Source organism: Bacillus sp. ISL-4 (assembly GCF_018613275.1).
In the GTDB taxonomy this organism is placed as follows: Bacteria; Bacillota; Bacilli; order Bacillales; family DSM-1321; genus Peribacillus; species Peribacillus simplex_E.
This window is the reverse complement of sequence record NZ_JAGGQN010000010.1, coordinates 21,102-40,539: the sequence shown is the minus strand read 5'-3', so window position 1 is coordinate 40,539 and position 19,438 is coordinate 21,102. Positions and strand designations below refer to the sequence as shown.

General features: G+C 39.8%; 16 protein-coding genes. 14 read left to right on the top strand and 2 right to left on the bottom strand.

The window, feature by feature from the left end; genetic code table 11:
- Positions 1–49: 49 nt before the first annotated feature.
- The 5 genes from J7J00_RS06530 (at position 50) to J7J00_RS06510 (ending at position 8,097) form a co-directional block, all read left to right on the top strand.
- Positions 50–1,543 (top strand): aldehyde dehydrogenase family protein, encoded by a 1,494-nt coding sequence (locus J7J00_RS06530; protein WP_214789030.1) that lies wholly within the window; start codon positions 50–52, stop codon positions 1,541–1,543.
- 827 nt (positions 1,544–2,370) lie between these two features.
- The gene (locus J7J00_RS06525) at positions 2,371–3,975 is read left to right on the top strand and encodes a sigma-54 interaction domain-containing protein (protein WP_214789027.1); all 1,605 of its coding nucleotides are present in this window, start codon (positions 2,371–2,373) and stop codon (positions 3,973–3,975) included.
- Positions 3,976–4,106: 131 nt separating this feature from the next.
- Complete coding sequence (locus J7J00_RS06520; protein WP_214789024.1) at positions 4,107–5,258, top strand: iron-containing alcohol dehydrogenase; 1,152 nt, start codon at positions 4,107–4,109, stop codon at positions 5,256–5,258.
- Between the two features lie 14 nt (positions 5,259–5,272).
- Positions 5,273–6,661 carry a DUF3360 domain-containing protein gene (locus J7J00_RS06515; RefSeq protein WP_214789021.1) on the top strand — a complete coding sequence of 463 codons (1,389 nt, stop codon included), beginning with the start codon at positions 5,273–5,275 and terminating at the stop codon, positions 6,659–6,661.
- On the top strand, positions 6,658–8,097 hold the full coding sequence (locus J7J00_RS06510) for an NAD-dependent succinate-semialdehyde dehydrogenase (RefSeq protein ID WP_214789019.1): 1,440 nt from the start codon (positions 6,658–6,660) through the stop codon (positions 8,095–8,097). Before J7J00_RS06515 ends, J7J00_RS06510 begins: the two co-directional genes overlap by 4 nt.
- A 324-nt stretch (positions 8,098–8,421) precedes the next feature.
- Here J7J00_RS06510 and anmK read toward each other — a convergent pair whose 3' ends face one another.
- Positions 8,422–9,582, bottom strand: coding sequence for an anhydro-N-acetylmuramic acid kinase AnmK (anmK, locus tag J7J00_RS06505; protein ID WP_214789016.1), 1,161 nt, complete (start codon positions 9,580–9,582; stop codon positions 8,422–8,424).
- A gap of 170 nt (positions 9,583–9,752) precedes the next feature.
- Positions 9,753–11,381, bottom strand: coding sequence for a glycoside hydrolase family 10-like protein (locus J7J00_RS06500; RefSeq protein ID WP_214789013.1), 1,629 nt, complete (start codon positions 11,379–11,381; stop codon positions 9,753–9,755).
- A gap of 329 nt (positions 11,382–11,710) precedes the next feature.
- Between J7J00_RS06500 and murQ the strand changes: the two genes are divergently transcribed.
- From murQ to J7J00_RS06455, 9 genes are all read left to right on the top strand, one after another.
- Positions 11,711–12,595 (top strand): N-acetylmuramic acid 6-phosphate etherase, encoded by an 885-nt coding sequence (murQ, locus tag J7J00_RS06495; RefSeq protein WP_214789010.1) that lies wholly within the window; start codon positions 11,711–11,713, stop codon positions 12,593–12,595.
- A gap of 41 nt (positions 12,596–12,636) precedes the next feature.
- Positions 12,637–12,942 (top strand): PTS sugar transporter subunit IIB, encoded by a 306-nt coding sequence (locus tag J7J00_RS06490; protein ID WP_061463755.1) that lies wholly within the window; start codon positions 12,637–12,639, stop codon positions 12,940–12,942.
- A gap of 49 nt (positions 12,943–12,991) precedes the next feature.
- Positions 12,992–14,281 (top strand): PTS sugar transporter subunit IIC, encoded by a 1,290-nt coding sequence (locus tag J7J00_RS06485; RefSeq protein WP_098370661.1) that lies wholly within the window; start codon positions 12,992–12,994, stop codon positions 14,279–14,281.
- Positions 14,282–14,353: 72 nt separating this feature from the next.
- Entirely contained in the window at positions 14,354–14,638 is a 285-nt protein-coding gene (locus tag J7J00_RS06480; RefSeq protein WP_214789006.1) for a hypothetical protein, read from the top strand.
- 40 nt (positions 14,639–14,678) lie between these two features.
- Positions 14,679–16,025, top strand: a complete 1,347-nt coding sequence (locus J7J00_RS06475) for a 6-phospho-beta-glucosidase (protein ID WP_286201212.1) — start codon at positions 14,679–14,681, stop codon at positions 16,023–16,025.
- Between the two features lie 79 nt (positions 16,026–16,104).
- Complete coding sequence (locus J7J00_RS06470) at positions 16,105–16,434, top strand: PTS lactose/cellobiose transporter subunit IIA (protein ID WP_214789000.1); 330 nt, start codon at positions 16,105–16,107, stop codon at positions 16,432–16,434.
- 15 nt (positions 16,435–16,449) lie between these two features.
- Positions 16,450–17,535, top strand: a complete 1,086-nt coding sequence (locus J7J00_RS06465) for a DUF871 domain-containing protein (protein ID WP_214788997.1) — start codon at positions 16,450–16,452, stop codon at positions 17,533–17,535.
- Positions 17,536–17,595: 60 nt separating this feature from the next.
- Complete coding sequence (locus J7J00_RS06460; RefSeq protein ID WP_214788994.1) at positions 17,596–18,492, top strand: N-acetylglucosamine kinase; 897 nt, start codon at positions 17,596–17,598, stop codon at positions 18,490–18,492.
- A 25-nt stretch (positions 18,493–18,517) separates the two neighbouring features.
- The gene (locus tag J7J00_RS06455) at positions 18,518–19,384 is read left to right on the top strand and encodes a MurR/RpiR family transcriptional regulator (RefSeq protein WP_214788991.1); all 867 of its coding nucleotides are present in this window, start codon (positions 18,518–18,520) and stop codon (positions 19,382–19,384) included.
- The last annotated feature ends 54 nt before the right edge of the window (positions 19,385–19,438 follow it).

Sequence of the window (19,438 nt, the reverse complement as noted above, 5' to 3'; positions counted from 1 at the left end):
GATTCCGTACAGGCTTACAAAAAAATAATGAAAACCGGAGGAAAAAAACATGACAATTTTAGAAACGGCAGTTATAGAGCTTAAAAATTACATCGACGGTAAGTGGCAGTCCTCATCTTCAAATGAAGTTATCCCGGTCATCAATCCTGCAACACAGGAAGTCATTGCAAGGGCTCCGCGTGCCACCAAGGAAGATACAGAAAATGCAATCTCAGTTGCGAAAGCAGCTTTTGAAAGTGGAATCTGGTCAGGACTGACGGCACAGGAGCGAGCTTCCTACCTATATAAAATAGCTGATAAAATTGATGAACGTGCGGAAGAGTTAACGATTCTCGAAACAATGGACAACGGGAAACTTAAAGCAGAGGCAGGTTTCGATATTGCCGATGCCGCTGCGTGTTTCCGTTACTACGCTGGTTTGATCCTTCATCCAGAAGGGGAAACCTATCAGGTTCCCGCTCCCGTGCAAGCGATGGTCGTTCGTGAGCCAGTAGGTGTAGCCGGTTTGATTGTACCTTGGAATTTCCCTCTTCTAATGAGTGTCTGGAAAATCGCACCGGCCCTTGCGGCGGGTAACACCATTGTATATAAACCGGCTGAAGTGACACCTGTAACAGCAATGAAATTATTTGAAATCCTAGAGGAAGTCGGCATCCCTAAAGGTGTGGCTAATATGGTGATGGGGCGCGGCACAGTTGTCGGTCAAACCATTGCAGAAAGCAAGGACGTTGACATCGTTTCATTTACGGGAAGTACGGATGTTGGCCGCACTATCATGAAAGCGGCAGCGGGCAACTTAAAGAAAATCTCCCTTGAGCTTGGCGGTAAATCACCTAACATCGTTTTTGCTGATGCAGATTTAGAGACAGCCATCGATTACGGATTATTTGGCATCTTCTTCGGTGCCGGCCAAGTATGTTCATCAGGTAGCCGCATCCTGGTTGAAGAAAGCATTTATGATGAATATGTAGAACGCTATGTGGAACGCGCAAATAAAATCAAAGTTGGACCTGGCCTTGCAGAAGACAGCAACATGGGGGCAATTGTCAGCGAAGCGCAAATGAATAGCATTTTAAATTATATTGAAATCGGCAAACAGGAAGGTGCGACACTTGCAGCAGGCGGTTACCGTCTTGTTGATGACGGCCTTGACAAAGGATACTTCATTGCACCGACTGTCTTCACCGATGTAACACCTGACATGCGCATCGTACAAGAAGAAATCTTCGGCCCAGTCGTTGTCATTCAAAGGTTTAAAGGTGAAGAAGAAGCTATTAAACTTGCAAATGATACAGACTACGGCCTTGCAGGCGGCGTCTTCACTAACGATGGCGCAAAAGGATTGCGTGTGATCAAGAAAGTGCGTGCAGGGATTACATGGGTAAATGATTATCATCCAACATATGTCGAGGCGCCATGGGGCGGCTACAAACAGAGCGGGATTGGACGCAGTTTAGGAAAATACGGCTTGGATGAATACCAGGAAATTAAGCAAATCAACATTAATCTCGATGTAAAACCGGTAGGCTGGTTCCCAAATTAAGCATATGATTAGAGGTGAAGCAATCAACATTCTTTAATCAAACAAAAAAACCTAATCCAAATGGATTAGGTTTCAGTTTGTAACAAAAGTGGTGCGGAAATAAAAAATCCGAACCCCTTTTTAAATTTCCTTTGAAATTTTGGCCCAAGGTCAATCAATGGCAGCCTTAATTTTACGAACCAATTGGTTCGCTTGCATTAGTTGGTCTAAAGTAATATTTCAAGTTGCTCTAGCTGATTAGAAATATGTTAAAAAAGTATCCTCATTATCTCAGGTTTTAATCCTTCTATTTTAAAAAGATAATAGGCAAAAGAGTTCTATCTAAATGTTAAAACAAAGTTGATTGGAGAGGAAGGTACGAGACTCCTGCGGGAAAAACGCGTCCAAGGGAGAACCCCAGAGCCGCAAGCCGAAGAGGCTCCCGGACCGCCCGCGGAAAGCGAGTGCCTGGAGCGAAATCAACGTTCAAATTGTTCAAGCCAAAAAACTATAGGCACACTCGATTTTCATCGAGTGTGCCTACAGTCTGAAACGTAATTCTAAATACGGATTGGAATTTTGCAGAAAAACTTTTAAAAACATCAAAAAATTTTTCTTAAGCTATAAATAATGGAGGGTTTTTCGCAGTTTTTCTTCCTATAGGGGGAGTTTTCCTTTGGTGAGTGAAAATGGATTTGAGCATAAAAAACACCATTGGTATGATAAAAGTGTCATTCCGATGCATATTTATCGCTGTAATCAGAAATAGCATATATGGATTGATTTGTTTTACCGGTGCAGCATTTATACATAGTATTATAAAGGGATCAGGTTAGGAGTGAATATTGATGACTAAGTTTTATTCGGATATGACCGTGGAGGAAGCAATATCATATTTCCCCATAGGAAGCACTGAAGTGGAAGTTTTGGATGATTCAGAAGATTTCATCGGATTTTTGACAATAGAGGCGTTATCTGCGGCAGTGCAGCAGAGTGATTTGACGAAGCCTATTTCCCATTTCATTACTGTGAATGCACCGCTACAAAATCTACGCAATTACTCAATACCATATGAACAATTTCAAGCATTCTTTGAGAGTGATTTATGCAGGGTTGTATTTAATGCCCTGTATGATGGCGTATATATCACGGATGGTGCTGGAACGACATTATTTATCAATCAAGCTTATCAGCGTATTACCGGAATAAGAGAAGAGGAAATTATCGGAAAATCGATGAGTTATTTAATTGAGCAGGGTATGATATCCGTTTCTGCTTCATTGGACTCAATCCGGACGAAGAATCATGTTACTTTGACACAAAGAATCCGAAATGGAAGAAAGATTATTGTATCGGCCACACCTATTCTATCGCCACAGAATGAAGTCATATTTGTCATAAATAGTGTAAGGGATATAACTGAATTAATCCGGATGAAGTACACGATCGACAGCCAAAAGCTATCTTTCCAACCTATTTCTCAATTATTGCCTGGCTCGGAACAGGTCAATTTACAAGAAATAATCATTGGGCCTTCTACAACTCCCTTATTCAAACTGGCTGATAAAGTAGCTAAAACGGATGCGAAGATCTTGTTACAGGGGGAAACGGGAGTAGGGAAAAGTTTAATCGCCAAGTACATACATGCCAAAAGCTCCAGGAAGGAAAAAATCTTTCTTGAATTAAATTGCGGAGCCATCCCAGCGAACTTGGTGGAATCTGAACTTTTTGGATATGAACCAGGGGCATTTACCGGATCCCTTAAGAATGGGAAAATGGGGATTTTCGAGAAAGTGAATGGTGGCACGTTATTTTTGGACGAAATTGGGGATTTACCTTTAGAGTTACAGGTAAAACTTTTGAAAGTGGTAGAAGAAAACAAGTTTATGAGAGTAGGATCTACCGAAATGAAAGAGGTGGATGTCAGGTTAATTACAGCCACTCATCGGGATCTTGCCTCCCTCGTTCAAGAAGGGTCTTTCCGCGAAGATCTATATTACCGGCTTAATATCGTATCATTTGAAGTCCCGCCCCTACGCCAGCGAAAGGAAGAAACGATCCCACTTTTAGAAATGTATTTAAAAAAATTCAATGAAAAATATAATGAAAAGAAAAAGATGACACCGGAATGCTATGAATGGCTGACGAACTATTCGTGGCCTGGTAATATACGTGAGCTCGCAAGTCTTGCAGAGCGACTGGTCGTCACGACTTATGATGATACGATTGATTTGCCTAATTTACCATCCTTCATCCAGCCGGTCTTATCAAAAAAACCTACAACACATTCATTGAAGGATGCCGTTTCCGAGCTGGAGCAATCCCTGATCCTGAATGCGATGAAAAAATATGGGACTACAAGGGCTGCGGCGATCTCTTTGGATATTAGTCAAAGCGCTTTGGTGCAAAAAATGAAAAAATTTCACATTCGATTAGAAAACGAATCAAAATAGTTTTATTGATTTGATTTCTACTCATTATTTCTATTGTTATCCACGAAAAAAAGGTTATTCCCCTTATAAATTAAGCGTTTTCAATTTGGCATGATTCCTGCATTAGAAAATACATGAAGGGGGAGATAACCATGAATATTTCTATTTTTTCAATGGCTAACAAATTGGTGACAGGATCAGATTCTTTACAGCAGCTGACTGATGAGGTTAAGCGATTAGGGATGAAGAATCCGTTGATAGTTACAGATAAAGTATTACTGGATGCCGGGGTAGTGCAAAAGGTTGAGGATCTACTTTCATCACCATACGGTATTTTCTCGGATGTGAATCCTGAACCGGAAATTGAAATCGTTGAGCTATGTGTACGGTCTATCAGGGAGGGAAATCATGATGGACTGATTGCGGTAGGCGGGGGAAGTGCGATGGATATTGCGAAAGCCTCTTCCGTCATGGCTACAAATTCAGGTAGCATCGAGACATATTTCGGTACGAATTTGATTGAAGTTCCGGGTCTGCCTTTAATAGCCATACCGACGACGGCCGGAACCGGGTCTGAAGTGACGAATATTTCGATTTTATCGGACAAAAAAGAACAGGTGAAGAAGGGAATTGTTAGTTCATATCTTTTACCGGATGTAGCGATTGTATCGCCTGTGATGACGCTGACTTGCCCGCCAAGTGTGACGGCTGCGAGCGGAGTGGATGCACTTGTCCATGCGGTAGAGGCTTATATTTCCAAATTTGCTTCGCCCGTTACTGATGCTTTGGCAATTGGGGCCATGAAGTTGATCGCAAAAAATTTACTAAAGGCTTATGCTGCACCAGATAATCTGGAAGCACGGGAAGCTATGATCACGGGAAGCCTAATGGCAGGGTTAGCTTTTGGAAATGCCGGTGTTGGAGCTGTCCATGCCTTAGCTTATCCGCTTGGAGGACGCTTCCATTTATCACATGGAGTCAGCAATTCATTATTACTGCCATTTGTCATGAAGTGGAATAAAATTGCATGTTTGGAAAGGTTCCGAGACATTGCTGAAGCACTTGGAGAGAAAGTCAATCATTTAAATGATGATGAGGCAGCGGATAAAGCTATAGAAGCGATGACCAGAATATGCCGGTACGTTGATATTCCTAAGTCACTAAGTGAATTTGACATTCCTGAATCGGCTTTAAGTGAAATGGCTGCTGAGGCGATCAAACAAGTCCGTTTACTTCGCAATAATCCCCGTGCATTAAACGTTCGGGATATCGAAAAAATTTACCGTTCAGCCTATGGCTTTTAAGTGGAGGAAACAATATGAAATGGAAAAACCGTCGCTACGGAGATGAGACATCATATATACCTGCGGGACCTTTTAAAATTAGACTTCCATTTGTCCATTATCGATTTGAGTGGCCTGACTATGTTCAAGGGTTATTGATGTGTGCAGTTGACCTTGGAGCGATTACACTGCTTGCAGACCATCTTGGGATGCCTTTTGATGTAGCTCTAGCCGTCGTTGTCTTGAATGGATTATTGTATTTAGCACATCATTTACTCGGGGACCCAGTAATACCAGGTTGGATTACACCTGCGGTTCCATTGCTTGTATTGTTCGTCGGGCAATTTCCGGAAGGACCTGATCGGGTCTATGCACTTGTTGCATTTCAATTAACATTAGGTATTTTATCGATAGTGCTTGGAATGACCGGACTTGCCAGTAAGGTCGTACGATTAGTGCCGAATGCAATTAAATCAGGCATCATTTTAGGGGCAGGAATAGGTGCTGTCGTATCCATTTTCGAAGTGGGTGGAAAGTTTGATTTATTTCCTTATACAATAAGCATTTGTATCGGATTTGCCTTTTACTTACTTTTTTCGAAAAAATTCGGAAAGTTAAAAATGCGAAATAAAGTTTGGGTATTCATAGGCAATTTAGGGATATTGCCAGCAATCTTGCTTGCGGTCTTTGTAGCCCCTATTTTTGGTGAAGCAAAATGGCCTGATATTCAATGGGGATTCAGCAGTCCGGACTTTGCTACGCTTTGGTCGGACTATACTGTGTTCGGTTTAGGTTTCCCTGCCTTGACCTTCTTTTTAAGTGCGATTCCAGCTGTTTTTGCCACTTATTTAGTTGTATTCGGGGATGTGCTGAAAACAAAAGCGTTGCTTTCTGAATCCGATGAGGTCAGGGAAGATGAAAAAGTGGACTATAATCCAAACAGAGCTCATTTAATTTTTGGCGGCCGAAATGTGATCATGAGTTTTATCGGACCTGATATAACAATGTGCGGTCCGTTGTGGGCAGCCATGCAGGTCGTGATTGTAGAACGGTTCAAGAATGGCAAGAAAGCCATGAATTCTTTCTTTGGCGGTGCTGGCTCGTTCCGTTGGGGTACGAATACAGGGTTATTCTTATTGCCGGTAGTCAGCTTGGTTGAACCAATTCTCGGTGTGGCCTTGGCCCTAACGCTTTTGGTTCAAGGATATGTTAGCGTACGCGTCGGTGTGATGCAGGCGAAGAGCCAACGCGACCTGGGAATTGCAGGGGTCGTCGCTGCCATCCTTGTTATAAAAGGTGCTGGAATGGCGTTTGCAGCGGGAATTCTATTATGTGTCCTTCTATATGGCAAGGACTTTTTCAAAGGTGAGAATGATAAGACTTTTACAGATCATGCAGAAGAAGAGGAGATTAAAGCAGGATGAAAAAAGTAGTGGAAAAATGGCCAATTTATATAAACGGCGAACCTGTTCATACAGAGCGTCATTTTGTAGTGGAAAATCCAGCAACATTAGAGCCTGTGGGTTATGTTCCGGACGCTAACGAAAAAGAGGCAAAGGCTGCTGTGGATGCGGCTCAAGCTGCTTTTCTGACTTGGTCGAAAACCAGTGCATATCATAGGGCGGAATTACTTGAGAAGTGGTACACGATCATTGAGAACAGGCTGGATGAAATCGCAACGATCATGACACTGGAACAAGGAAAGCCATTGGCCGAAGCAAAAGGTGAAATGAAATATGCTTCAAGTTTCGTGAAATGGTTTGCTGAAGAGGCAAAGCGTAACTATGGGGAAATCATTCCAGCCTCTGTTGCTTCAAAGCGTATTTTAGTGCAAAAGCAGGCAGTCGGTGTCGTCGCTGCCATTACCCCGTGGAACTTTCCTGCTGCCATGATCACGAGGAAAGTGGCACCAGCCCTTGCTGCAGGATGTACCGTGGTCATCAAACCAGCGGAACAAACGCCTTTGACCGCTTTGCTATTAGTTGAAAGTGCCCAGGAAGCAGGCATTCCGGCCGGTGTGATAAATATTGTGACAACACAAAAACCGGGAGATGTGTCGGACGTGTGGATGAATGATTCACGTGTTAAAAAGATCACATTTACTGGCTCCACTCCTGTAGGAAAACATCTAATGAAAAAGGCGGCAGAAACAGTAAAAAAAGTCTCGCTTGAACTCGGTGGATTGGCTCCGTTCATCATTGCTGAGGATGCGAATATCGAAGAAGCAGTAAATGGTTTGATTCAATCGAAATTCAGGAATGCTGGACAAACATGTATTTGTGCGAACCGAATATATGTCCATGAGACAATTGAACAGCCGTTTTTAAAAGCTTTCGAAAAAGCCGTTTTAACTTTGAAGGTTGGAAATGGAATGGAAGGAACCGATCTTGGTCCATTGATAGATGGTGCCGCAGTAAAAAAAGTTCAGCTTCAATTAGAGGATGCTGCAAGTAAAGGGGCTATCATCCATAAAACCTCAAAAGTCGATGAAAAACAAGGATATTTTATCGCACCAGCCATACTTTCCAATGTGACGGATGATATGCTGTGCATGCTGGAAGAAACGTTTGGGCCAATTGCGCCAGTCAGTACATTCAAAACCGATCAAGAAGCGATCAATCGTGCCAATAACACGAACTTTGGCTTGGCAGCATATGTGTATACCGAGTCATTAAATAAGGCAGTTGCCTATTCGGATAGTCTTGAATATGGGATTGTCGGTATTAATGACAGTGCCCCATCCACTGCCCAAGCACCATTTGGAGGCATGAAGGAAAGTGGTTTAGGCAGGGAAGGGGGACACTACGGCATAGATGAATATTTGGAAGTGAAGTATGTATCCATGCAGCTTGGTAAGTAAATAAAATAGAAGAGTCCGCCATGATTCTTCAGGCAAAAAAAGAGCAGGAGGCACATCAAATATCGATGTGCCTCCTGCTCTTTTCCAATGGTTAAAAAGCATACGTTCCTTCAATGGAAATCCAAATATGACGTTATTTTCTTCAAATAGCTGCTTCAGAATAAATACTCCAAGTGGGTGGTACGTTTACGGTTATGTAAGGGGGACATCGCTATCATACTGGGTGGATGCATTAAAGTGAATTTATGACGGGTCAAATGAAAAAACCCCCTAAGAAATCAAAGGGGGAAGGGAGGCTTTTATTCAACATATTTTATCTTATGTTTACTTACTAATTCGATGTAAAGGAGGGAAGGTCATGTTTCCAAGGATGACATCGAAGTCAGCACCGGTAGCCTTGGGAACGTTACTTGTATTACCATGGAAAGTCTCATTCGCAAGTAATGCAAAGGCCACCGCTTCTTTCGCTTCGGAAGAGTATCCCAAATCTTCTTGAGTCAAGACTTGAATAGAATTTCCAAGCAGTGATTGAATCATATTTAATAACGTTTTGTTATAGCTTCCACCGCCGCCAATAACCACTTCTTCAATATTGGTTTTTGGAAAGATGAAATTTCGATAGTTCTCCACAATGGACTTTGCTGTAAACATCGTTACTGTTGCTAAAATATCTTGACTTGGAAGTGATTCAAACATCTTTAATAGTTTTACTACATATTCCTTGCCAAACAATTCCCTGCCAGTTGATTTTGGTGGAGGGCTCATAATAAAAGGATGACTGATGCAATAAGATAAAAGTTCGTCATTGATTTTTCCTTGTTTAGCTATGTTACCACCTTCGTCATAGCTTATATTGAACAATTGGCGGCATACTTCATCAATGATCATATTTCCAGGCCCTGTATCAAAAGCATACATGTCATCAAGAGATGCTTGCTTGGGTAAGACGGTTACATTTCCAATGCCCCCAATGTTTTGAAGTAATCTTCCCTTCCCTTCACTTCTATAAAGAATGTATTCGGTAAAAGGAACAAGAGGAGCTCCTTGTCCACCAGCTGCCATGTCCATCGTACGAAAATTAGAGATTACAAGTGTGTTTGTATTGTGAGCAATTACTGCGGCTTCCCCAATTTGCAAAGTGGAGGGTATATAATTTTGGTCCTTTAAAGGCTGGTGGTAAATGGTTTGTCCATGGGATCCAATAAGATCCAGTTTATTAATGGGAAATCCAGCTTTATGACAAACTTCCTTTACCGCATTGGCAAATAATTTTCCTAATTTAAAATTCAAACTGCATATTAATTGAACATGGGATGTGTCTGCAGATAAAGACTGCATAATTTCTTTTTCAATATCTTTTGGGAAAGGGCATGTCATGAACTCAATCATTTCCATTTCAGTCTCGAGTCCACTATTATTCACCCGAACAAGTACGGCATCAATTCCATCCAGTGAAGTTCCGGACATTAATCCAACTATGTACATCGTCATTCCACCTACTTCGATTCTTTTATAATCCTGATTTAGCATGAACAGTATATGATACTAAGATAAGACCATTTCTAATATATTGTTTAATATATTGTTTAATATATACCTTACGTCCATTGTTCACTGACATACGCCACTTGAACCGTAAAGCTATTTCTTGAAGATTATTTTACTTTTATATTAATCTGTTTAGTTTGTTTACTTTCATTGTGGGTTCGGTCTAAGGCAGTCACAACATATGTGTAAGTCTTTCCTTTTTCTACACTGCCGTCAATAAACAATTGACGTTTATTTTCTTTATGCACTGTGGCAAGTAAGTTCGTTGAGTCTTCTATGTTTCCTTTTTTCTTTCCATCAAAACGATAAATGGCATAATAGGATGCATCTGATTGCTTGTGATCGTGAATTTCAAATTGTATTCCATCTCCTGCTTGTATTCCATCTCCTGCTTGTGTTGCCTTGCTCACCTTTGGAGCCTTTGGGGCATGATCATCAATCCAAGGCATGGCAGGAACCAATGCGGGATGCTTATAAATATCCTCGCTTAAGCGATCCGCTATCCCAAGGGGGTTTTTCCGTAAATCTTTGGCACTGAAATGCATGCTTCCATCAAATTCCTTATATGTTCGATTCAGTTTTAACTGGTTTGGCATTTCTTCAGGATTGAACCAGTTTTGGACACCATTGGACTCTGTATTAATTTTATAGTCTCCTTGTCCAATATAGAGTTGAACATTTTTACCTTCGACTTCTTTTGTCCACCAATCAAGAAGTTTGGCATAGTCAGCTACTGGCAATCCTATATTCCAATATAATTGAGGGGCAATATAATCAATGTATCCATTATTGATCCACGTTCTGGTATCCGCATATAAATCATCGTAATTCGTTTGTCCAGCGGCAGTGTCAGATCCTGTGGGATCAACTGCTTTGTTACGCCAAACTCCAAATGGACTTATACCAAACTTCACATATGATTTTTCTGCCTTGATTTCTTCATTTATATTCTTAACAAGGTTATTTACATTATCCCTTCGCCAATCTTCCACATTTGTAAATCTATCTGCTCCATATTTTTGATAGGAAATTTCATCTGGGAAAGGTACTCCTGCAATTTTGTAAGGATAGAAATAATCGTCCATATGGACTGCATCAATATCATAATTTTTAACAACTTCCATTATTCCATCGATCACAAACCGTTGTACGCCAGGAATGCCTGGGTCAAAGTACAACTGTTGTCCATATGGTATGACCCAATCAGGGTGCTTTCTAGCAGGATGAGATTCTGGAAGATTATCAATATCCGATAATTCAGCTGTCTTACCTAAAGGCATAGTAATGCGATATGGATTAAACCACGCATGAAATTCCATATTACGATCATGTGCTGCCTCTACCATGAATGCAAGAGGGTTATACCCAGGATCCTTTCCTTGGACTCCTGTTAAATATTTTGACCAAAGACCGTATTCAGAAGGGTAAAAAGCATCTGCAGTTGGTTTAATTTGCATAACGACAGCATTCATCCCCATTGCTTTTTGTTCATCCAAATATTTTATGAATTCTGCTTTCTGTGCTGATATGGATAAACCTGGTTTGGACGGCCAGTCAATATTTAATACAGTTGCAATCCAAGTTGCGCGCAGTTCCTGTTTTACATAAGTAGTTTGCTGAGGGATAGTCCCCGTTTCTGCATGTGCAATCAAATCGGATGGAAGGAGAAGTGATCCTCCCACCAAAGCGGCTAGCGCCAGTGAACCAAATCTTGTCTTTGTAATTCTTTCATTCATCAATAGTACAACCTCATTTCATTATAATATTTATATTTAATTATTTGTAAGCGTTAACAAATAATGAATATATGAATTTGTCACATATGAATAGTGAGATAAGATTTAAACAATACAAAGAATCGAAGGTTTGGATCATAAAATGGCTAGTCAATCATTTCTAATTTTTAATAGAAAGATAACAACCATTTAGCTATCTACCGTTTATTTTAAAATTAATTTTTAAAAATGTATACACAATATTGAAATTAATTTTTAATAGTGATATATTCTCTATAGCTAAAAAAGTTTCACCACTTTCACCACTGACATAAAAAAGGATGATATGTATGCTAGAGCATTTAACGACAGAGCGTCGTAATGAAAAGACCATGAGTTTGGATGAAATGGGAACACTTGAATTTTTAGAGGTAATGAACGAAGAAGACAGTAAAGTTGCCCATTGTGTAAAAAAAGAACTTCCGCAAATTTCTAAAGCCGTGGAGATGATCGGCGAAGCCATGAAAAAAAACGGCAGATTAATTTATATGGGTGCAGGAACAAGCGGGCGCATCGGCTTATTGGATGCAGTAGAATGTCCCCCGACATTCAATACCGATCCTAGTGAAGTAGTGGGTCTTATAGCCGGTGGGGAAAAGGCTTTCATTAAGGCAGTTGAAGGTGCTGAAGACAGTTTTGAATTAGGTCCTGAAGATTTGAAGAAAATCGAATTAACAAACAGGGACGTAGTAGTGGGCATTGCAGCTAGTGGACGCACTCCATATGTTATTGCTGGATTGGAATATGCCAATCAAGTTGGTGCAGGAACTGTGTCGATAAGCTGTAACAAAGGTTCTGAGATAGGTAAGATTGCAAAAGTTGCGATTGAAGTTGTAAACGGGCCTGAAGTCCTGACGGGTTCTACACGTTTAAAAGCTGGAACATCGCAAAAGTTAGTATGCAACATGCTTTCCACCGCCTCAATGGTCGGAGTTGGTAAAGTTTATGGTAATTTAATGGTAGATTTACAGTTAACTAATGAAAAGCTGGTTGAACGCGCAAAACGTATTATCATGGATGCTACTGACTGTAGCTATGAAATTGCAGATGAATTTTTAGAAAAGGCACATGCCCAGCCTAAAATTGCAATTGTCATGATTTTAACGAATGTTTCATATGAAGAAGCCTCAAATCGTTTAGTGAAAGCACAAGGATTCATAAGAAAAACGATTTAACGCTTTTTATAAAAAAAATAAAAAAATTGGAGGAAAAAAGAATGAAAGTATTATTCGTATGCTCAGGTGGAATGTCTAGTGCAATCGTTGTAAGCGCTTTAAAAAAGGAAGGGGAAAAACAGGGTGTAACCATAGAAGTATTGGCAGTCGGCACTCAAGAATTTGATGCAGAAGTACGAAATGGCTGGGATGTTGCAATGGTAGCTCCGCAAGTCAAACATCGTTTCGATGGCTTTAAGGCATCGGCGGATGAAGCGGGCGTCCCATGTGAAGCCATTCCAGCCCAAGCTTACAGTCCTCTTGGCGGACCTAAACTACTAAAACTGGTAACGGAACTAGCAAAATAATAAACTAATTACTATTTCTTTTCACTAAACGTAAAAGGGGAAAACACGAATGGACAAGTTTGTAGCTTTTTTAGAAAATAATCTTTCAACACCTATGGCTAAATTGTCTGAGCAAAAACATTTACGCGCGATTCGGGATGGTGTGGTTTCTGCGTTACCTTTCATCATCTTTGGCAGTTTATTCTTGATCATTGCATTTCCGCCCGTTGCAGCAGATACTGCATTAGGTGAATGGTCTGCAAAACATATCGCTGAAATTTTAATACCATATCGATTAACGATGTTTATCATGACGCTATATATTACTTTTGGTATAGGCTACAGTTTATCTCAAAGCTATAAACTTGATCCACTATCTGGAGGTTTACTATCATTAGCAGCCTTCTTGTTCACAATTGGTGTAAAGATGATGGATGATGTGGGGTTTGTTTTGCCAATGACAAATCTCGGAGGCCATGGGCTTTTTGTAGGAATGATTGTATCCATTTTTGCTGTCGAAATTTTACGTCTTTGTAAGACAAAGAATATCACAATTAAAATGCCTGATTCTGTTCCAACTTCAGTGGCCCGTTCATTCGAAGCATTAATACCAGTTTCAATTGTACTGCTTGTTATGACTTTAATTACAGTCGTTTTTGCTGTTGATTTACATTCACTTGTCGATAAAGCGGTTGCACCACTCATCAGTGCAGGCGATACATTGCCAGGTGTATTAATTCCAGTATTTTTGATTACATTCTTTTGGTCATTTGGTATTCATGGCGTATCAGTCGTAGGTGCCGTAGCTCGCCCGGTATGGGAAGTATATTTGGGGAATAACTCTGCAGCGGTTGCAGCTGGAAAGGCAATTCCCCACATCGCTCCTGAAACATTCTTCCAATGGTTTATTTGGATTGGTGGGTCTGGTGCAACATTGGGTTTAGTAATAGCCATGCTCTTAACGGCAAAGTCCACCTATAGTAAAGCAATGGGGAAAGCAACAATTGTGCCAAGCATTTTTAACATCAATGAACCTGTCATCTTCGGGATGCCAATTGTACTAAACCCGGTACTGATTATTCCATTTATCATTACGCCGCTAATTGGTGCAACACTTGCATATATAGCAACGTCCATCGGACTGGTGAACCCGACATATGTAATGGTTCCCTGGACATTGCCCGCTCCAATAGGTGCCTACCTTTCAACAGGCGGTGATTGGAGAGCCATTGTTCTAGTGATGGTGAATTTAACCATTTCCGTTATTATTTATCTGCCATTCTTTAAGATGTACGATAAAAAGCTTTTAGCGCAGGAAAACATGGTAGAAACAACGGATAATAAGAATATCGCTTTATAAGGAATACCTAAAAGGGAGTTTGGGACTAAATGCTCCAAACTCCTTTTATGAATTGAGAGGGGGGGAAAGGATATGAATTCAACTTCCAGAATCCACTTTTTTAGTTACAAAAGTGCCTTTCTATTTTTTAGCTTCATTCTTGTTTTTAATTTTATCTTTAACAGATTAATGGATGCCTTTGAGATAAATAAACAATTATCACTATACTTGGGAAATACCTTTGCCATAAGCGCAGGATTGACGATGGTTGTTTGTTTTGTTGAAGGTAAGTTTAAAAACAAGAAACAAGCAGCACTATTATTCTTGTCTTTATTAGCGGTAAGCGCACTGGTTTGTTATGCAATCATCTATAAATAAATGAAGAATTCAGATTAGCTTACAATGAGGTGTTAGGGGAATGGAAATGAAAAACGGGTTAAAGATTGCCACAATTGGTGGAGGCTCCAGTTATACACCAGAATTAATAGAAGGTTTTATTAAACGATATGATGAGTTGCCTATTAGAGAACTGTGGTTATTGGATATTGAGGCAGGAAAAGAAAAACTGGAGATTGTAGGAACATTAGCAAAACGTATGGTTGAAAAAGCAGGACTTCCAATGGAAATACATCTAACGTTAGACCGCCGTCAAGCCTTGCAAAATGCTGATTTTGTCACAACGCAAATGAGAGTGGGTTTACTTGATGCACGAATCAAGGACGAGCGGATCCCATTGGAATTAGGCTTAATTGGTCAAGAAACAAATGGTGCAGGAGGATTGTCCAAAGCATTACGAACTATCCCCATTCTTCTGGAAATTGCAGAAGAAATGCAGGAGCTCTGCCCTGATGCTTGGTTAATTAATTTCACAAATCCAGCTGGGATGGTAACGGAAGCCCTTCTCCGCTACAGCAAGCATAAAAAAGTCATTGGGGTATGCAATGTTCCATTTAATATGCATATGTCTATTTCTAACATGCTTGGTGTTGATATGAAGAGAGTGCACATAGATTTCGCCGGGTTAAACCATATGGTATTCGGGATGCATGTGTTCGTTGATGATCAAGAAGTCACAGATAAAGTGCTTGAAATGCTTGGCAATCCTGAAATTCAACTAACGATGAAGAATATTGCCCCATTGGCTTGGAACAGAAGATTTTTGAAATCTTTAGGAGTGGTGCCTTGCCCGTACCATCGTTATTATTACAAAACAAAAACGATTTTAAAAGAAGAGTTGGAAGCATTCAAATCTGGGGAAACTCGAGCAGAAGTTGTGAAAAAATTAGAAGAAGGTTTGTTTGACCTATACAAGGATGAAACCCTTGACAGCAAGCCTCCACAATTAGAGCAACGCGGTGGAGCTTACTATAGCGATGCAGCGTGTAACGTCATTTCTTCCATTTATAATGATAAAAAAGACATTCAAGTGCTAAATGTACAAAACAAAGGATCGCTTACTGATATAGATTATGATTCAGCAGTCGAAGTAAGCTGTATCGTCACCAAAAATGGACCAATTCCTTTGTCTATGGGTAAATTACCCATACAAGTGCTTGGCTTAATTCAACAAATCAAATCATTTGAAAGAATTGGTGCTGAGGCAGCCGTTACAGGTTCTTATGATAAAGCGTTATTAGCTTTAACGATTAACCCGCTTATTCCAAGTGATGACCTGGCGGAAATGGTTTTACAAAAACTTTTAAAAGCGCATCAAGAATACTTACCACGATTCTTCAGTGAAAATGCTGTACCGAACATCAAGTGAATGGTGTTTTAAACAGTAAATATGGATTACAGGAATCCATGAACCTTCAAAATCTAACAAAAAATAGGAGTGTAATGATATGTCAATTGAAATGAACAATAACGAAATGGAGATTTTTGAAATAATATCACATAGTGGAAATGCGAGAAGTTTAGCATTCGACGCACTGAAAGAAGCGGAAGAATTCAATTTTGAAAAGGCAGAGGATCTAATTAAACAAGGTCAGGAAGAATTGAACTTGGCCCATAAAACACAAACCAAACTGATTCAAGCAGAATTGAATGGAGTTCCAAGTGAGAAAACTCTACTAATGATTCATGCTCAGGATCACTTGATGACGGCAATGAGTGAACAAAAGCTAATTGAACATATGATTCGCATTGTAAAAAAGCTAGCTCCACAACAGTAAAGAGGTGATTAAATAATGGGTAAACTCGGTATTTCTATCTATCCAGAGCATTCAACCGTTGAAAAAGACATGGAATACATTGCACTTGCACACAAATATGGATTCAAAAAGATCTTTACTTGCTTGCTATCTGTCGAAGGTGACAAAGAGAAGATTTTAAAAGAATTTAAAGAAACTATTCGTTATGCCAATCAATTGAATATGGAAGTGATGGTCGATATTGCTCCCCGAGTATTCGGTTCGCTAGGCATTTCTTATAATGACTTATCGTTTTTTGCAGAATTAGGTGCGTATGGGATCAGACTGGACATGGGCTTTACAGGTAACGAAGAGTCGATTATGACACATAATCCATATGGTCTCAAAATTGAAATAAATATGAGCAATGCAACAAAATATTTAGAAAATATTATCGATTACAAACCAAATATAGAGAATTTAGTCGGATCGCATAACTTCTATCCTCATCGCTATGCAGGATTGAGCTATCCTCATTTTATAAAATGCTGTGAGTCATTCAAAAAGCATAATATCCGCACGGCAGCTTTCATAAGCTCACATGCAGCAACGTACGGACCTTGGCCTATAATGGAAGGTTTATGTACATTAGAAATGCACCGGGAATTGCCCATTACAACACAAGCAAAACACTTGTATGCGACAGGATTGATTGATGATGTAATTATTGCAAATGCCTACGCATCCGAAGATGAATTGAAGCAGCTTAGCCTGTTAAATAGCGGTCTGTTAACATTTAATGTTAACCTTCACGAAACCATAACAGCTTTAGAGAAAAAAATAGTATTGGAAGAATTCCATTTTTACCGTGGTGATGTTTCCGATTATCTTATTCGCTCGACTCAATCACGCGTGAAATATAAGGGCGAAGAATTTAAACCAACATATACGCCTGACATTAGACGCGGTGATATTTTAATTGAAAATGAGCTCTATGGACAATATAAAGGGGAATTGCAGATTGCATTGAAGGAAATGAAGAATTCGGGGAAAACAAATGTAGTTGGCCGAATAGCGGAAGAGGAAATTTTTCTCCTCGATTATTTGGAACCATGGGGTAAATTCCAATTCAATGTTAATTGAGAATCTTCAGGGAAGGAAAGGTGAGATTCCTTCCCTTTTTTTACTGAATAGGAGAATGATATGAATTATATTATCGGTGTTGACGGCGGTGGCACCAAAACTGAAGCAGTGGCCTATGATTTAGAGGGAAATAAAATAAGTGAAGGCAAAGCGGGGTATGGTAACCTGCTAATAAATGAAAAACAAGCGATCGCTAACATTATACAGGCAATTGAACAATGCATAACACCTATTGATAAGGGAAGCTGCCGTTACATTTGCTTAGGTTTAGCAGGGTATGGAGGAGTTGAAAATCCGCAGGGCATAAAACGTGCATTAAGCAGGGCATTTAATGCCCCGATCACGATCGTAAATGATGGAATTATCGCTCATGCTGCTTTACTAAAAGGAAATGATGGCATTTTGACGATATCCGGAACTGGATCTGTAAGTATCGGCATCCATAAAGGTATCGAGAAATCGGCTGGTGGCTGGGGACACATTCTTGGGGATGAAGGAAGTGGCTATTGGATTGCCATGCAGGCTTTTATAAAAATGACGAAAGAAGAGGATGAGGGATATGAATATAGCCATTTAACTGAGACAATACTTAAAAAACTTGGGCTTCATAGTGTAATGGAACTGAAGAAATTCATTTATTCAGCCACGAAATCCGAGATTGCCGCGTTTGTTCCCCTAATTGTCCAACATGCGGAGAAGGGCGATGGTTTCTCGCAAAATGTGTTGAATCAGGCCGGGTACCACCTTTCAAAACAAACGCTTGAGGTTATCAAGAAGTTAAAGTTAAGTGAGAATGTTACAATTGCAATAAAAGGTAGCATATTGACAAATATACCATTGGTGCAAAGCTCTTTCATCAATCATATTAAACTTGAAAAACCAAATGTGAAATTTGTTTTGGATGAGGTATCAGCTACCTTGGGTTGTTACTACATAGCAATGAAGCAGTTAAAGTAAGTAAAGATCAAGGAGAGTAAACCATATGCACGTTGAAAATATTTTATTGAGAATTGAAAGTTTATTGAACCAGTTGCCTAATTCAGAAAGGAAAATTGCCCAATATATCTTAGAAAATCCACAAGATATTATTAGAATGACGATACATGAATTAGCTGAACATGCCAATGCTAGCAGTTCTGCAGTAACGAGATTCTGTCATTCTATAAAGGTTAACAGTTTTTCAGAACTGAAGGTATCCCTATCATCACTGATTTCCCAACCGGAGAAAAAAGGTTTCCATGACATTCAGCCTAATGAAACAATAGCGTCCATTAAAAATAAAATAGTGTCCAACTCTGTCCAAGCTATACAAGAAACGGCACATTATTTGGATGAGACCGTTCTTGACAATATCATTGAAACCATGAGGAGTGCGGATGTAATTTATGTCTATGGATTAGGGGCGTCATGGCTTGTTGCTGAAGATATTACACAGAAATGGTTACGGTTAGGAAAGATTGTAAGTGCTAATCAAGACCCGCATATTACGGCCACTGCACTCGCTGCATCATCAAAGAATACGGTTTTTTTCTGTATTTCCAATAGTGGCGAAACTGAAGAAGTTCTGGAACTCGTTGATATTGCTAAAGCATATGGAATTAAAACAATTGGTTTATCACGATTGGGGAACAATGGGCTAACTAAAAAAGTTGATATGTCCCTAAATCATGTACGTGCACCGGAGGCAAAATTCCGAAGTGCTGCAACAAGTTCGCTTTTTGCACAATTTCTAACGGTCAGCATTATTTTCTATGCGTACGTTTCAAAATTCTATGATGAAAATAAAAATGAAATTGAACGTTCAAGGGAATCGGTATTGAAATTCACAAAAAGGAATTTGGATACTTAAATGTGAGTCTTATCTTATCGTGTTTATTAGCATGGATAGGGTCAACGAACGGAA

Coding starts and splice junctions, on each gene's coding strand:
- J7J00_RS06530 (WP_214789030.1), top strand. CDS start 50: ATGACAATTTTAGAAACGGCAGTTATAGAGCTTAAAAATTACATCGAC.
- J7J00_RS06525 (WP_214789027.1), top strand. CDS start 2,371: ATGACTAAGTTTTATTCGGATATGACCGTGGAGGAAGCAATATCATAT.
- J7J00_RS06520 (WP_214789024.1), top strand. CDS start 4,107: ATGAATATTTCTATTTTTTCAATGGCTAACAAATTGGTGACAGGATCA.
- J7J00_RS06515 (WP_214789021.1), top strand. CDS start 5,273: ATGAAATGGAAAAACCGTCGCTACGGAGATGAGACATCATATATACCT.
- J7J00_RS06510 (WP_214789019.1), top strand. CDS start 6,658: ATGAAAAAAGTAGTGGAAAAATGGCCAATTTATATAAACGGCGAACCT.
- anmK (WP_214789016.1), bottom strand. CDS start 9,582: ATGTACATAGTTGGATTAATGTCCGGAACTTCACTGGATGGAATTGAT.
- J7J00_RS06500 (WP_214789013.1), bottom strand. CDS start 11,381: ATGAATGAAAGAATTACAAAGACAAGATTTGGTTCACTGGCGCTAGCC.
- murQ (WP_214789010.1), top strand. CDS start 11,711: ATGCTAGAGCATTTAACGACAGAGCGTCGTAATGAAAAGACCATGAGT.
- J7J00_RS06490 (WP_061463755.1), top strand. CDS start 12,637: ATGAAAGTATTATTCGTATGCTCAGGTGGAATGTCTAGTGCAATCGTT.
- J7J00_RS06485 (WP_098370661.1), top strand. CDS start 12,992: ATGGACAAGTTTGTAGCTTTTTTAGAAAATAATCTTTCAACACCTATG.
- J7J00_RS06480 (WP_214789006.1), top strand. CDS start 14,354: ATGAATTCAACTTCCAGAATCCACTTTTTTAGTTACAAAAGTGCCTTT.
- J7J00_RS06475 (WP_286201212.1), top strand. CDS start 14,679: ATGGAAATGAAAAACGGGTTAAAGATTGCCACAATTGGTGGAGGCTCC.
- J7J00_RS06470 (WP_214789000.1), top strand. CDS start 16,105: ATGTCAATTGAAATGAACAATAACGAAATGGAGATTTTTGAAATAATA.
- J7J00_RS06465 (WP_214788997.1), top strand. CDS start 16,450: ATGGGTAAACTCGGTATTTCTATCTATCCAGAGCATTCAACCGTTGAA.
- J7J00_RS06460 (WP_214788994.1), top strand. CDS start 17,596: ATGAATTATATTATCGGTGTTGACGGCGGTGGCACCAAAACTGAAGCA.
- J7J00_RS06455 (WP_214788991.1), top strand. CDS start 18,518: ATGCACGTTGAAAATATTTTATTGAGAATTGAAAGTTTATTGAACCAG.